The sequence below is a fragment of the Kitasatospora fiedleri genome (assembly GCF_948472415.1).
Classification (GTDB): Bacteria; Actinomycetota; Actinomycetes; order Streptomycetales; family Streptomycetaceae; genus Kitasatospora; species Kitasatospora fiedleri.
Window position 1 is genome coordinate 5,713,520 of record NZ_OX419519.1, and the last position, 14,240, is coordinate 5,727,759.

The following is a 14,240-nucleotide window of genomic DNA, read 5'->3' on the forward strand; positions in this document are numbered from 1 at the left end:
GGGTGTTCCTTCCGGGGTCAGCTGGTCGCGGCGGTGGTCGCGGCCCAGGGCTGGAGCCTGTTGGCCAGCCGGATCTCGTCCACGATCCGGCCGATGATGGTGGTGATGCCGAAGTCCTTGGGTGTGAACACGGCGGCCACGCCGGCGGTCCGCAGGACCTCCGCGTCGGCTGCCGGGATGATGCCACCCACGATCACCGGCACATCCTCCACCCCCGCGCGGCGCAGCCGGTGCAGGACGTCCGGCACCAGCTCGGGGTGCGCGCCGGACAGGATGGACAGGCCCACGCAGTGCACGTCCTCGGCGACGGCCGCCGAGACGATCTGCTCGGGCGTCAGGCGGATGCCCTGGTAGACCACCTCGAACCCGGCGTCGCGGGCCCGGACGGCGATCTGCTCGGCGCCGTTGGAGTGCCCGTCCAGGCCGGGCTTGCCGACCAGCAGGCGCAGCTTGCCGGCGCCCAGCTCGGCGGCGGTGGCGGCCACCGCCTCGCGCACGGCGGCGAGTTCGCCGCCCGGCTCGGCCGCGACCGCGACCGGGGCGCCGCCCACGCCGGTGGGCGCCCGGTACTCGCCGAACACCTCGCGGAGCGCGAACGACCACTCGCCGGTGGTGGCGCCGGCCCGGGCGCAGGCCAGGGTGGCCGCCATCAGGTTCTCCTCGGTGGCGGCCACCTCCTTGAGCCGGGCCAGCGCGTCCCGCACGGCGGCCTCGTCGCGCCCGGCCCGCCAGGATTCCAGGTGGGCCAGCACCGAGCGCTCGGCGGCCGGGTCGACCACCATGATGGCGGTGTCCAGGTCCGCGGTGAGCGGGTTCTCCTCGGTGGTGTCGAAGCAGTTGACGCCGATGATCTTGTCCTGGCCGGCCTCGATCCGGGCCCGCCGCTCGGCGTGCGAGGCGACCAGCTCGGACTTCAGGTAGCCGGACTCGACGGCCGGGATCACCCCGCCCATCCCCAGCACCTTGGCGATCTCCGCCTCGGCGCCGGCCAGCAGTGCGGCGGTCTTCGCCTCCACCACGTGCGAGCCGTCGAACAGGTCGCCGTACTCCAGCAGGTCCGACTCGTACGCCAGCACCTGCTGGATGCGCAGCGACCACTGCTGGTCCCACGGCCGGGGCAGGCCCAGCGCCTCGTTCCAGGCCGGGAGCTGGACGGCCCGGGCCCGGGCGTCCTTGGAGAGCGTGACGGCCAGCATCTCCAGCACGATCCGCTGGACGTTGTTCTCCGGCTGGGCCTCGGTCAGGCCCAGCGAGTTGACCTGCACGCCGTAGCGGAACCGGCGCTGCTTGGCGTCCTCGATGCCGTAGCGCTCCCGGGTGACCTTCTCCCAGAGCCGGTTGAAGGCCCGCATCTTGCACATCTCCTCGACGAAGCGGACGCCCGCGTTCACGAAGAAGGAGATCCGGCCGACCACCTCGCCCATCCGCTCGGCCGGGACCTGCCCGGAGTCGCGGACGGCGTCGAGGACGGCGATCGCGGTGCACATCGAGTAGGCGATCTCCTGGACGGGCGTCGCCCCGGCCTCCTGCAGGTGGTAGCTGCAGATGTTGATCGGGTTCCACTTGGGGATGTGCGCCACCGTGTAGGCGATCATGTCGGTGATCAGCCGCACCGAGGGGCCGGGCGGGAAGACGTGCGTCCCGCGCGACAGGTACTCCTTGACGATGTCGTTCTGGGTGGTGCCGGTGAGCTTCGCGATGTCCGCGCCCTGCTCCTCGGCGACCACCTGGTACAGCGCCAGCAGCCACATCGCGGTGGCGTTGATGGTCATCGAGGTGTTGGTGCGCTCCAGCGGGATGCCGTCGAACAGGGTCCGCATGTCGCCCAGGTGCCCGACCGGCACGCCGACCCGGCCGACCTCGCCGCGGGCGAGGACGTGGTCGGAGTCGTAGCCGGTCTGGGTCGGCAGGTCGAACGCCACCGACAGACCGGTCTGCCCCTTCGCGAGGTTGCGCCGGTACAGCGCGTTGGAGTCGCTCGCGGTGGAGTGCCCGGCGTAGGTCCGCATCAGCCAGGGACGGTCGCGCTCCTGGGCGCCCATCAGACGTTCCGGAAGGCGTTGATCTTGGTCAGGTGCTGCTCGCGCAACTCGGCGTTGCGCACGCCCAGCCCCTCCTGCGGGGCCAGGCAGAGCACGCCGACCTTGCCCTGGTGCTTGTTGTGGTGCACGTCCAGGGCGGCCTGGCCGGTCTCCTCCAGCGCGTAGACCTTGGACAGGGTCGGGTGGATCTTGCCCTTGGCGATCAGCCGGTTGGCCTCGAACGCCTCGCGGTAGTTGGCGAAGTGCGAGCCGACGATGCGCTTGAGCGACATCCACAGGTAGCGGTTGTCGTACTGGTGCATGTAGCCGGAGGTGGAGGCGCAGGTGACGATGGTGCCGCCCTTGCGGGTGACGTAGACCGAGGCGCCGAAGGTCTCCCGGCCCGGGTGCTCGAAGACGATGTCCACGTCCTCGCCGCCGGTGAACTCGCGGATCTTCGCGCCCAGGCGCTTCCACTCGCGCGGGTCCTGGTTGTGCTCGTCCTTCCAGAACCTGTAGCCCTCGGCGCTGCGGTCGATGATCGCCTCGGCGCCCATCGCCCGGCAGATGTCGGCCTTCTGCGGGCTGGAGACCACGCAGATCGGGGTGGCGCCGCCGGCCAGCGCGTACTGGGTGGCGTACGAGCCGAGGCCGCCGCTGGCGCCCCAGATCAGCACGTTGTCGCCCTGCTTCATGCCGGCGCCGTTGCGCGAGACCAGCTGGCGGTACGCGGTGGAGTTGACCAGGCCCGGGGAGGCGGCCTCCTCCCAGGTGAGGTGCTTGGGCTTGGGGAGCAGCTGGTTGGTCTTGACCAGGGCGAGCTGGGCCAGGCCGCCGAAGTTGGTCTCGAAGCCCCAGATCCGCTGCTCCGGGTCCATCATGGTGTCGTTGTGGCCGTCGGGGGACTCCAGCTCGACCGACAGACAGTGCGCGACGACCTCGTCGCCGGGCTTCCAGGCGTTGACGCCGGCGCCGGTGCGCAGCACCACGCCCGCCAGGTCGGAGCCGAGCACGTGGTACGGCAGGTCGTGGCGCGCGGTCAGCGGCGAGAGGCGGCCGTAGCGCTCCAGGAAGCCGAAGGTGGAGACCGGCTCGAAGATCGAGCTCCACACGGTGTTGTAGTTGACCGAGCTGGCCATCACGGCCACCAGGGCTTCGCCCGGGCCGAGTTCGGGCAGCGGGACGTCATCCAGGTGGAGCGACTTGCGCGGGTCCTTGTCCCGGCTGGCCAGCCCGGCGAACATCTGCTCCTCGTCCTTGTGGAGCGTCACCGCCCGGTAGGACTCGGGCAGCGCCAGGGCGGCGTAGTCGGCGGACGTGGCGTCGCCGCTGAGGATCGCGTCGAGAATTTCCTGCATGGCTGCCTCCGAAGGCGTACCTGTGCGAGGGACACAGGGCGTCTGGGGGAGCCGGGAGCGGACACCGGCTTCGCGTTGAGGGGTCTGAGGGTGGTGCTTGGCTGGTGCGACGGGTGGGTGGTGTCGCGTGGGTGGGGCTGGTGCTCGTCCCCTCGGTGGGGGACGCCGGAAGACGGCGCGCCGAGGTGGGGAGCCGCGGCGCCGCAGCCGGTGGGAACACGGTAATGGCACCCTGTGCCACTCGTAAAGACACGCGGTGCCAAGTCGTGGCGTGAGCCAGGACACGCCGTGCCCGGTCGGCCGGGGAACGCCGAAGGCCCGTCCCCGAAACCGGGAACGGGCCTTCGAATGTGCCGGTGATCTGCGAAAACCCCCTGGATTACGCGGGAGTTCTCCCGGTCAGGGCGGCTCTGATCGAATCCACCACCGCCTCCAGCGGTGCGTCCGTCCGGGCGACTGTGATCAGCACCTCACCGCTCGGACTGGCACTCAGTGCGCTCACCGCCCCGGGCTCCTCCGGTGGCACTCCGTCACCAGTGGCACCGGGTGCCAGCGTGGTGCCGCGGCGGCGGGCACCGCTCGGCGGGGTCGGCCAGAACGTCCCCCGGATCACCCCGAAGGAGTGGTCGAGCTGCGCCTCCACGTCCCCGTGGCCGCCGGCCCGCAGCCAGCGCCGCAGCACGTGGTTGTGCGCCGCGACCACCGCCGCCGCCGACACCTCGGCCAGCATCGAGTCGTCGTCCCCGCCGCGCTGCCAGCCCGGCGGGGTCTGCTCGGCCGCGTCGAACCGGCCCAGCAGGTAGCGGGTGAACAGCCGCTCGTAGCGGGAGACCACCGCGATCTCCCGCTCGCGCAGCGCCGGGACCTGCCGGATCAGCTGGTAGCGGGCCACCGACATCTCCGGCGTGGAGGCGTACATCCGCAGCACCTCCTTGATGCCGCGGCACACCACGTCCAGCGGGTGCTCCTCGGCGTCGGCGCTGGCCAGCAGGTCCGCCACCCGCACCAGGGTGTCGTCGTGGTCCGGGAAGATCGCCTCCTCCTTCGACCGGAAGTACCGGAAGAAGGTCCGTCGGGCGACCCCGGCGGCGGCCGCGATCTGATCGACCGTCGTCTCCTCGTACCCCTGGGTGGCGAACAGCTCCATCGCCGCGGCGGTGAGGTCCTGGCGCATCTGCAGCCGCTGGGCGGCGGCCCGGCGGCTGCCCGGCCCGGACTCCACCCCCGCCCGCGGCTGATCGGGCCCGGCGGCCGGCGGCTGCTGCTGGGGGGCGAGGTCTGGCGATCCATGTTCGGAACGCTACACGCACCCGCCCCGGCCCCGGCCGGCCTGCCCCGGCGCACCGGTGCCGCGGGCGGCGCCACGGCGGGCCGCGGCCACCGCGAGGAGACCGCGCCGGGGCCCCAAGGAGGCTTCGCCGCAAGCGGGTTGACGCCCCCGCCGGGCACCGGACGGCCCCCTGGAGCGGGCACCGGACGGCCGGTCATCGCCGTGCGTGGTCGCGGAAACCACGCCCCGTCTTGCGCCCCAGGCAGCCCGCCGCCACCAGGTGCTCCAGCAGCGGCGCCGCCGCCAGCCCCGGCTCGCGGAACTCGTGGTGCAGCACCTGCTCGATGGTCAGCGACACGTCCAGGCCCACCACGTCCAGCAGTTCGAACGGGCCCATCGGGTAGCCGCAGCCCAGCTTCATCGCGGTGTCGATGTCGTCCACCGTCGCGTAGTGCTCCTGGAGCATCCGCACCGCGTCGTTCAGGTACGGGAACAGCAGCGCGTTCACGATGAACCCGGCCCGGTCGCCGCACTCCACCGGGTGCTTGCGCACCTTCGCGCACAGCTCCAGCACGGTCGCCGTGACGTCCTCCGCGGTCAGCACCGTGGAGACCACCTCGACCAGCTTCATGGCCGGCGCCGGGTTGAAGAAGTGCATCCCGACCACGTCCCGCGGCCGCGAGGTGGCCGTCGCGCAGGAGATCACCGGCAGCGAGGAGGTGGTGGTGGCCAGCACCGCGCCCGGCTTGACGATCCCGTCCAGCACGGTGAACAGCTCGCGCTTGACCGCCAGGTCCTCCGCCACCGCCTCCACCACCAGGTCGGCGTCCGCCAGGTCCCGGTACGAGCCGGTCGGGACGACCAGCGCCAGCGCCGCGTCCCGCTGCTCCCCGGTCAGCCGGCCCTTGGCCACCGAACGCTCCAGCGACCGCGCCAACTGCGCCTTCGCCAGCTCCGCCTTCTCCCGGCTGCGGGCCGCCAGCAGCACCGGGAAGCCCGCCTTGGCGAACACCTCCACGATGCCGGTCGCCATCGTCCCGCTGCCGCACACCGCGATGCTGCGCACCGCGCGCCCGGCCGGCCGGGCCTCCGCCGCCGCGGTCTCCTCGGCGACCACCCTGGACGAGCCCGGGGCCTCGTAGGTGTAGAAGCCGCGGCCCGACTTGCGGCCCAGCAGGCCCGCCGCGACCAGCTGCCCCAGGATCGGCGCCGGGGCGTGCAGCCGGTCCTGGGACTGCGCGTACATCGCCTCCAGCACGGTGCGGGCGGTGTCCACGCCGATCAGGTCCAGCAGCGCCAGCGGGCCCATCGGCAGGCCGCAGCCCAGCCGCATCGCCGCGTCGATGTCCTCCCGGGTCGCGTACCGGGACTCGAACATCGCCGCCGCCTGGTTCAGGTACGCGAACAGCAGGCCGTTGGCGATGAACCCGGCCCGGTCGCCCGCCGCCACCGGCTCCTTGTCCAGGTCGCGGGCCAACTCGGCGACCTGCTCGGCCGCCCGGGGGAGGTCAGCACGGTGCGGACCACCTCCACCAGGCGCATGCTGTGCACCGGGTTGAAGAAGTGCACGCCCAGCACCCGCTCCGGGCGGCCGGTGGCCGCCGCGATCCGGGTCACGCTCAGCGCGGTGGTGCCGGTCGCCAGCACCGTCTCCGGCGGGCAGATCCGGTCCAGCTCGGCGAACAGCGCGCGCTTGAGCTCCAGGTCCTCCGGGACCTCCTCGACCACCAGGTCGGCCCCGGCCGCCGCGGCCAGGTCGTCGCCGACCTCGATCAGCTCCAGCAGCGCCGTCCGCTCCGCGGCGGTCAGCCGCTCGCGCTCCACCGCCCGCGCGGTGGACGCCTCGATCCGGTCCAGCGCCCGCAGCGCCTGCGTCGGACCGGCCTCCACGCCGATCACCCGGCGGCCGCTGCGGGCGAGGGCCACGGCCACCCCGGCACCCATGGTGCCCAGGCCGATGACGGCGACAGTGGGGAAGGGACGCTCCATTGTCCATACTCCTTGGTCAGGGCCCCGCGCCGCGGCCCCCGCCACCGCCCGGCCGCGACAGCGCGAACCCGGACGGAGGGTGTGACGGGGGAGGGTGTGCCGACGGCACGGGAGAAACGGGAACGGAAGAAGAACAGCGGCGCCCCGCGGTACGGACCGGTCCGCTCCGGTTCCGTCGAGGGGTGGTGCCGTGGTGCTCAGGCGCTCCGTCAGATCATGGAGCGACGCCGACACGCACACGGTGCGGTGCGAAGGCGCCCTGCCGGTGCGGCTCCCGAAGCCCGGCGCTGACGCGTGCCGACACTGTAGCCCAGCTACCGACGGGTAGGAAGAGGGGAAGCGGCACGCCGGGTCCGCGCACCGACCCATACTGTGGCCGCAGCTGCCGAAGGAGGACACCATGGCTGTCATGACGACTGAGCGTCCGCAGATGGAACTTGAGCAGTTCAGGGAGATCGCCATAGCGGCCGAGCGGGAAGACGTGGTGCTCGAGTTCGTCAACGGCAGGATCGGAGTCAAGCCGGTGCCCGACGGCGACCACGGCGAGATCGTCATGTGGCTGCTGGAGCGCTGCCTGGCCCAGCGCCCGGATCTCCGGCTCTACCCCGAGCAGGGCCTGCAGGTGGCGAACTACCGCAACGGGCTGGCCAAGCCGGACGGTTCGCTCGCGCCGCGGCGTAGCTTCGCGGGCCAGGGGGAGTGGGCCGATCCGGCCGAGGTCCTCATGGTGGTCGAGGTGACCTCGTACGACGCCGACGCCAACCGGCGCGACCGGGTCGAGAAGCCGAGGGCCTACGCGGAGACCGCCATCCCGGTGTTCCTGCTGGTGGACCGCGACGCGGGTGCGGTCTCGGTGCACAGCGAGCCGGAGGACGGGCGCTACCACAGTGTCGTGACGCTGACCTACGGGCACGTCGTGGAGCTGCCGGAGCCGGTGAACGTCAGCCTCGACACCGAGGAGCTGAAGGAGTTCAGCCGCTGAGACGCCGGACGGCCCGCCCGGAGGGTTCCGGGCGGGCCGTCGTGGTGGGTGCTGCGGGGAGGGTCAGTGCGCCATGACCGGGACGGCGTCCTCGGCCGGGGCGCCCTCGGTGTGGTGCTCGGGCTTGCCGGCGTTGATCAGGGCGAAGGCGGTGACGCCGGCCAGGACCAGGATGCCGAAGGCCCACCAGATGGCCACCGAGTACGAGTGCACCTGGGCCTGGAGCTGGAACAGCTGCTGGTCGGTGGCGGTGGCCGCGTGGGCCTTGGCCCAGGAGGTGCCGGCGCTGTGGGCGACGGTGCTCAGCAGGGCGGTGCCGATCGCGCCGCCGACCTGCTGGGAGGTGTTGACCATCGCGGAGGCGACACCGGCGTCCCGCGGCTGCACGCCGTAGGTGGCCAGGCTCATCGCGGGCATGAACGCGGTGCCCATGCCGAGGCCCATCAGGATCAGGCCGGGCAGGATCTGCCAGTACGAGGTGCCGACGTCGATCTGGGTGAGGATCAGCAGGCCGAGCGAGGCGACCAGGAAGCCGGGCGCCATCAGGTAGCGGGCCGGGACCCGGGTCATCAGGCGGGCGCCGATCTGGGTGGAGCCGGTGATCATGCCGGCCACCATCGGGAGGAAGGCGAAGCCGTTGACCAGCGGCTTGTAGCCCAGCACGCCCTGCATGTAGAGGGTGAGGAAGAGGAACAGGCCGAACATGCCGATCACGGCCATGCCGAGCGAGAGGTAGACACCGCCGCGGTTGCGGTCGGTGACCACGCGCAGCGGCAGCAGCGGGGCCTTGACCCGGCTCTCGACCACCGCGAACGCGGCGAGCAGCACGGCGGCGGCGACGAACAGGCCGATGGTGCTGCTGTCGCCCCAGCCCTCCTGCTCGGCCCGGGTGAAGCCGTACACCAGGGAGACCAGGCCGGTGGTGACCAGCAGCACGCCCGGGATGTCGAGGCGGTTGCGGTTGTGGCCGACGGCCGGCTCGCTGATGACCAGCACCGCGCCCGCGATGGCGACCAGGGCGAACGGGATGTTGACGTAGAAGGTCCAGCGCCAGTTCAGGTACTCGGTGAGGGCGCCGCCCAGGATCAGGCCGATCGCGCCGCCACCGCCGGCCACCGCGCCGTAGATGCCGAACGCCTTGGCGCGCTCCTTGCCGTCGGTGAACATCACGGCCAGCAGCGACAGCGCGGCGGGCGCCAGCAGCGCGCCGAACACGCCCTGCAGGGCGCGGGCGCCGAGCAGCATGGTGGTGTTGGCGGCGGCGCCGCCGAGCGCGGAGGCCGCGGCGAAGCCGACCAGGCCGACCATGAAGGTCCGGCGGCGGCCCCACAGGTCGGCGACCCGGCCGCCGAACAGCAGCAGGCTGCCGAAGGCCAGCGCGTAGGCGGTGATCACCCACTGGGTGGTGCTGTCGGCGAAGCCGAGGTCTTCCTTCGCGTGCGGGAGCGCGATGTTCACCACGGTCGCGTCCAGCACGACCATCAGTTGCGCCAGGGCGATGAAGACGAGCGCCTTCCACCGGCGAGGGTCCGGCTGGAGGGTGTCAGACATGGAGGTACCCACTTGTGTGTGCGAGAGCGTACGGAGGGGTGCAGGGGCGTCGCGCCGTCGAGGGGCGGTTCCTGCGGGAGGTTTTCGGGGGCGTGCGAGGCCGGTCGGCCCGCGGGCGGGACCGAGGGGGGTCAGACGCGGGGCGTGAGGTCCTCCAGGGTCGCGGCACGGCCGGGCAGCACGGACGGCGCGGGAGCCCGCAGGCCGTCCAGCAGCAACTGCAGGTGACGCCGGACGTGGGGGTCCAGGTCGAGGCAGCCGAAGCCGGGGAGCGGTCGGGTGAGCTGGGCCATGGCGACGACGATGTCGCCGGCTCCGACGTCGGTGCGGAGCAGGCCGTCGGCCTGGGCCCGCGCGATGAGGTCCTCGGTGACCTGCTTCATCTCGGCGCGGGCTTCGGCGAGTTCGGGGTCGTTCAAGTCGATCGGGTCGGACAGCAGGGGGCAGAGCGCGCCGATCCGCTCCTCGGCCGCGGCGTGCACGAAGCGGCTGAACGCGGCGAAGGAGTCGGGCTCCTGCGCGGTGGCCGCGTGCGCGTGCGCCACGATCCGCTCCATCACGGCGATCGACACCTGGTGGATCAGGGCGCGGCGGTCGGCGAAGTTCCGGTACAGCGTGGCGTTGCCGACGCCCGCCCGGCGGGCGATCTCGTCCAGCGAGGCCATCGCCCCGTACTCGACGAACGCCTCCCGGGCCGCGGCGACGATGCGGGCCCGGTTGCGGGCCGCGTCCGCGCGGCGGACGGGAGCGGCGGCGACGACGGTCATGGTGCGCTCCCTTCGAGCGGCGGCGGGTCCGGGAACCGCCCCTCGGGCGGACTCCGGCGCGGTTTCCGATGCGGGGATCATCTCCCCGTTTCGTTGCGGACAGATGTCTAAACGGGGAATCCGTCCCGGAAATTTCATCATCCGATGTGACCTGCGTCACATCGGTGCGGCCACGGACGGGTGACCTCCCGGCGCGTTCCCCCGATCGGCCGGAAAGCCCTGGTCAGGATAGGCCCATGAGGATCACCGCGCCGCCCGCCGACCACGCCGCCGAGGCCCGGACGGCCGCCACCCGGATCGAGGCCGAGGGCGTCGACGGGGTCGTCGTCGGCTGGGTCGACAACGCGGGCGTCACCCGGGTCAAGGCCGTCCCGGTCCGCGGCCTGGAGTCCGCCGCCCGCTGGGGCGTCGGCGCCGCGCCCTGCTTCGACGCCTTCCTGGTCGACGACTCGCTCGCCCCCTCCGGCGGCCCCGTCGGCGACCTGCGCCTGGTCCCCGACCTCACCGCGCTGCACCGCCTCGCCGCCCAGCCCGGCTGGGCCTGGGCCCCCGGCGACCGGCGCACCCAGCAGGGCGAACCGCACCCCGGCTGCCAGCGGCAGTTCGCCCGCCGCACCGCCGAGGCGCTCGCCGGACACGGCCTGACCGTCCGGGCCGGCATCGAGGTCGAGTGGATCGTCGACGGCGGCGAACCCGGGCCCGCGTACGGCATGCGCCGCCTGATCGGCAACAGCGACTACCTGCGCGACCTGCTGCGCGCCCTGCGCGAACAGCGGATGACCGTCCTCCAACTGCACCCCGAGTACACCGAGGGCCAGTACGAGCTGTCCGTCGCCCCCGAAGGCCCGGTCGAGGCCGCCGACACCACCCTGCTGGTCCGGCACACCGTGCAGGCCGTCTCGCTGCGGCACGGCCTGCGCGCCAGCTTCGCCCCCGTCACCGCCCCCGACGGCGTCGGCAACGGCGGCCACCTGCACCTCAGCCTGTGGCGCGACGGCCGCAACCTCGGCCACGGTGGCACCGGTCCGCACGGGCTCACCCGGGAGGCCGAGGCGTTCCTGGCCGGGGTGCTCGCCGAGTTGCCCGCCCTGCTCGCCCTCGGCGCCCCGTCCGTCGCCAGCTACCTGCGCCTGGTCCCCGGCCGCTGGTCCGGCCCGCACCGCTGCTGGGGCCTGGAGAACCGGGAGGCCGCGCTCCGCCTGATCACCGGCTCCGCCCCCGAGCAGGCCAACGCCGAGATCAAGTGCTTCGACGCCGCCGCCAACCCCTACCTCGCCGTCGGCGGCGTCCTGGCCGCCGGCCTGGCCGGCCTCGACGCCGCCCTCCGCCTGCCCCCGAGACCACCGGCGACCCCGACGGCACGGCCGAACGCCTCCCCGCCACACTCGGCCACGCCGTCGCCGCACTGCGCGCCTCCCCGGTGCTGCGGGCCGCCATGGGCGAGCAACTCTGGCAGGCCGTCATCGACGTCCGGGAGGCCGAGATCGCCCGCTTCGCCGACCGCACCCCCGAGGAGATCGTCGAAGCCGTCCGCTACCGCTACTGACCCCCGCCCCGGCCCGCGCAGTGGGAGCGGGGAGGCGCGGGTGGGGCTGCTGCTGCTCAACCACGCTTTCTGTACGGGAAGTTCAGCGGTCGAGTCGCCGCCCCGCGCCGGGCGAACCGATGGTGGGCGGCGGCCCCGGAACGGGCCGGGAAAGCCGGCGGACGCCGGGATGCCGGGCGTGGTACGAAGATCCGATGACGAGCTACTGGACGGGCCGACGGGTACGGCTGCGCGCGGTCGAACCGGAGGACGGACCGCTGCTGGCCCGGCTCTCCGCGCAGGAGGAGCGGCTCGGGGACGCGCTCGACCCGCCGCGCTCCGCCGAGGGCTGGACGGCGCTGGCCAGGGAGAAGGCCGCCGCCGACCCGACCGCCGGCACCTACCAGCTGATCATCGAGTCGCTCCCCGACGGCGCCGCGGCCGGTACCGCGGCCGGTACCGCGGTCGGCACTGCGGCCGGTACCGCGGTCGGCGCGATCGCCGTGCACCGGGCCGACGGCCGCAGCGGGCTGTTCGAGTACGGCATCACCGTCGGCGCCGAGCACCGCCGCCGGGGCTACGCGGCCGAGGCCGTCCGCCTGGTGCTGCGCCACCAGTTCGAGGAGCGCCGCCACCACAAGGCCACCGCCCGGGTGTTCGCCCACAACGCGCCCTCGCTGGCCCTCCAACGGCGGCTCGGCTTCGTCGAGGAGGGCCGACTGGTCCGGCACTTCTTCGTCGCGGGCGAACACCGGGACGTGGTCCTGTTCGCTCTGTTCGCCGAGCAGTTCTTCGCCCGCCACGGCGGCCCCACCCGACTCTGAGCCGCGCGCCGCACCACGCCGCACGCCTCCTCGCGGTCCTGCCGCCGACGGGCCGGAACCCGTCGATCGCCCCTTCCCGGCGTCCCGGCCGTCCTGACGCGGGGTCGACCCTCCGGGAAGCGTCTCCCGGGAACGGCACGGCCGCCCGGGGGGAGCCGGGCGGCCGCGCGGGACCGGATCGGGGTCAGTTCACGGCGGCCAGGTGGTTCTTGAGGCCCTGGCCGAACGCGGTCGGGGTGCCGTCGAACCCGGAGATCAGCGACGGGCCCTGGCCGCAGTCCCAGGTGTTCCAGGTCCAGCCGAGGTAGGAGACCTTGGCGGCGTCGGCCCAGGACATCACCTGGTCGATGAAGGAGTGGGCGCAGTCGTTCTCGCCGATCTCGCCGATCACCACCGGGACCTGCGCGGCCAGCGGCGCCACGGTCGAGTTCCAGCAGGACTGGTTGGAGCAGGTGTTGAAGTTGTACACGTGCCAGGCCGCGGCCAGGTTGCCCGCCGGGTCGGTCGGCTTGTGGGCCAGCCACTGGCCGAGGTCGTTGGAGTAGGCCAGGCCGCCGAGCAGGATGACGTTGTTCGCGCCCGCGGTGCGGACCGCGTTCACCAGGGTCTGCATGCCGCTGACCGGGTAGCCGATGCCGGGGCAGGCGCTGCCGCCGTCCCGCCAGCAGTTCCACGCCTGGTCGAGGCCGGAGACGGCGCGGTCCGCGTAGGGCTCGTTGAACAGGTCGAAGACCACCGACGGGTCGTTCTTGAAGGCGGCGGCGACGGAGGACCAGAAGGTCGCCGCGCCCGCGCCCGGCATCGGCTTCTGGCAGGTCGAGTTGGTGTCCGAGCAGCCCGAGGAGTTGCCGGTGTAGAGGCCCTGCGTCCAGTGCAGGTCGATGATCGGGGTGAGCCCGGCGTCCCGCAGCGCGGAGACGAAGTTCTTCACCGCGGTGCGGTAGTTCTCACCCGCGTACTCCGGCTTGACGTTGGCGTAGCCGTTCCAGCAGTCCTCGTTGACCGGGACGCGGACGGCGTTGGCCTTCCAGCTCTTGATCGCGGCGATCGAGGCGGCGTCCACCGGGCCGTCGGCGAAGCCGTAGCCCTGGACGCACATGAACTCCATGCCGGAGCGGTTCACGCCGCGCAGCACCACCTGCGCGCCGTTGGCGTCCACCAGCCGGTTGCCGGAGACGCGCAGCGCCGGGGCCCTGCCGCCACCGGTGCCGGTGCTCCCCGACGGCGACGGCGACGGCGAGGCCGAAGCGGACGCGGACGCGGACGGCGAGGGGGAGGGCGAGGGGGACGCCGAAGCGGACGGCGAGGGCGACGGGCTCGCCGCCCCGCCGCAGGTCACGCCGTTGACGGTGAACGAGGTCGGGGCCGCGTTGCCGCCGCTGTAGGAGAAGTTGGCGCCCGCGCTGATCGAGCCGCCGACCGCGAGGGTGGCCGCCCAGGCGGGGGCGGTGACGGTGACGTTCTTGCCGGACTGGCTCCAGGTGCCGTTCCAGCCGGAGCCGGAGAGGGTCTGGTTGCCGGTGTAGGAGTAGCCGACGCTCCAGTTGTCGATCGGGGCGGTGCCGGCGTTGGTAAGTTTCACGTTCGCGGTGAAGCCGCTGCCCCAGTCGTTCGTCGTGTAGTCGACGGAGCACCGGACGCCGGCGGCGGCCGCCGGGCCGGCGCCGGTGAGTGCGAGGGTGGCCGCAGCGGTCGCGGCCAGCGCCGCGACCAGCGCCGTGGTGGTGGTGCGGACGGTCATGTCCGACTCCTCGGAGGAGGGGAAAAGTGGGCGCGCTCCCACAGGCCCGCCCCGAACCATAGCCAGGGGCAAGGGAGTTGCCAACACGTTCCGGCTGCGCTCACTCTCTTGACAGTGCGGATGGCCCTCCCGATATTTGGGAGCGCTCCCACAAGAACGGCCCGGCGGACGTCCCGCGGACGACCGTCTTCGGACTCCCCCACCCACCCCCT

Annotated in this window: 8 protein-coding genes and 2 pseudogenes; 3 read left to right on the top strand and 7 right to left on the bottom strand. The window is 72.9% G+C overall.

All coding sequences use genetic code 11. The annotated features are described in order from the left end of the window. Positions 1-17 precede the first annotated feature (17 nt). The 4 genes and pseudogenes from QMQ26_RS26020 to QMQ26_RS26035 all read right to left on the bottom strand — a co-directional run bounded on the left by QMQ26_RS26020 (position 18) and on the right by QMQ26_RS26035 (position 6,638). Positions 18-2,042, bottom strand: a complete 2,025-nt coding sequence (locus QMQ26_RS26020; RefSeq protein ID WP_282202866.1) for a protein meaA — start codon at positions 2,040-2,042, stop codon at positions 18-20. Next, positions 2,042-3,379, bottom strand: coding sequence for a crotonyl-CoA carboxylase/reductase (ccrA, locus tag QMQ26_RS26025; RefSeq protein ID WP_100840179.1), 1,338 nt, complete (start codon positions 3,377-3,379; stop codon positions 2,042-2,044). The genes QMQ26_RS26020 and ccrA overlap by 1 nt, the downstream gene beginning before the upstream one ends. Positions 3,380-3,758: 379 nt before the next feature. Continuing rightward, positions 3,759-4,601, bottom strand: coding sequence for a TetR family transcriptional regulator (locus QMQ26_RS26030; protein WP_282202867.1), 843 nt, complete (start codon positions 4,599-4,601; stop codon positions 3,759-3,761). A 262-nt stretch (positions 4,602-4,863) separates the two neighbouring features. Next, positions 4,864-6,638: pseudogene (locus QMQ26_RS26035) on the bottom strand (3-hydroxyacyl-CoA dehydrogenase family protein). A gap of 400 nt (positions 6,639-7,038) precedes the next feature. Between QMQ26_RS26035 and QMQ26_RS26040 the strand changes: the two are divergent. Continuing rightward, on the top strand, positions 7,039-7,620 hold the full coding sequence (locus QMQ26_RS26040) for a Uma2 family endonuclease (RefSeq protein ID WP_282202868.1): 582 nt from the start codon (positions 7,039-7,041) through the stop codon (positions 7,618-7,620). A 63-nt stretch (positions 7,621-7,683) separates the two neighbouring features. Here the strand turns inward: QMQ26_RS26040 and QMQ26_RS26045 are convergent, their stop codons facing one another. Together QMQ26_RS26045 and QMQ26_RS26050 are read right to left on the bottom strand one after the other, a co-directional pair. Beyond that, complete coding sequence (locus QMQ26_RS26045; protein ID WP_111552863.1) at positions 7,684-9,171, bottom strand: MFS transporter; 1,488 nt, start codon at positions 9,169-9,171, stop codon at positions 7,684-7,686. Positions 9,172-9,302: 131 nt separating this feature from the next. After that, positions 9,303-9,938, bottom strand: coding sequence for a TetR/AcrR family transcriptional regulator (locus QMQ26_RS26050; RefSeq protein WP_282202869.1), 636 nt, complete (start codon positions 9,936-9,938; stop codon positions 9,303-9,305). A 236-nt stretch (positions 9,939-10,174) separates the two neighbouring features. On the opposite strand from QMQ26_RS26050, the pseudogene QMQ26_RS26055 reads away from it, so the two are divergent. Continuing rightward, positions 10,175-11,484 (top strand): annotated as a pseudogene (locus QMQ26_RS26055) (glutamine synthetase). 194 nt (positions 11,485-11,678) lie between these two features. Then, on the top strand, positions 11,679-12,287 hold the full coding sequence (locus QMQ26_RS26060; RefSeq protein WP_282202870.1) for a GNAT family N-acetyltransferase: 609 nt from the start codon (positions 11,679-11,681) through the stop codon (positions 12,285-12,287). 184 nt (positions 12,288-12,471) lie between these two features. Here the strand turns inward: QMQ26_RS26060 and QMQ26_RS26065 are convergent, their stop codons facing one another. Then, positions 12,472-14,028 carry a cellulase family glycosylhydrolase gene (locus tag QMQ26_RS26065; protein WP_282202871.1) on the bottom strand — a complete coding sequence of 519 codons (1,557 nt, stop codon included), beginning with the start codon at positions 14,026-14,028 and terminating at the stop codon, positions 12,472-12,474. Between the last annotated feature and the right edge of the window lie 212 nt (positions 14,029-14,240).

What these genes read in the sequence shown, in the direction of transcription:
- QMQ26_RS26020 (WP_282202866.1), bottom strand. Translation starts at nt 2,042, where the DNA reads ATGGGCGCCCAGGAGCGCGACCGTCCCTGGCTGATGCGGACCTACGCC.
- ccrA (WP_100840179.1), bottom strand. Translation starts at nt 3,379, where the DNA reads ATGCAGGAAATTCTCGACGCGATCCTCAGCGGCGACGCCACGTCCGCC.
- QMQ26_RS26040 (WP_282202868.1), top strand. Translation starts at nt 7,039, where the DNA reads ATGGCTGTCATGACGACTGAGCGTCCGCAGATGGAACTTGAGCAGTTC.
- QMQ26_RS26045 (WP_111552863.1), bottom strand. Translation starts at nt 9,171, where the DNA reads ATGTCTGACACCCTCCAGCCGGACCCTCGCCGGTGGAAGGCGCTCGTC.
- QMQ26_RS26050 (WP_282202869.1), bottom strand. Translation starts at nt 9,938, where the DNA reads ATGACCGTCGTCGCCGCCGCTCCCGTCCGCCGCGCGGACGCGGCCCGC.
- QMQ26_RS26060 (WP_282202870.1), top strand. Translation starts at nt 11,679, where the DNA reads ATGACGAGCTACTGGACGGGCCGACGGGTACGGCTGCGCGCGGTCGAA.
- QMQ26_RS26065 (WP_282202871.1), bottom strand. Translation starts at nt 14,028, where the DNA reads ATGACCGTCCGCACCACCACCACGGCGCTGGTCGCGGCGCTGGCCGCG.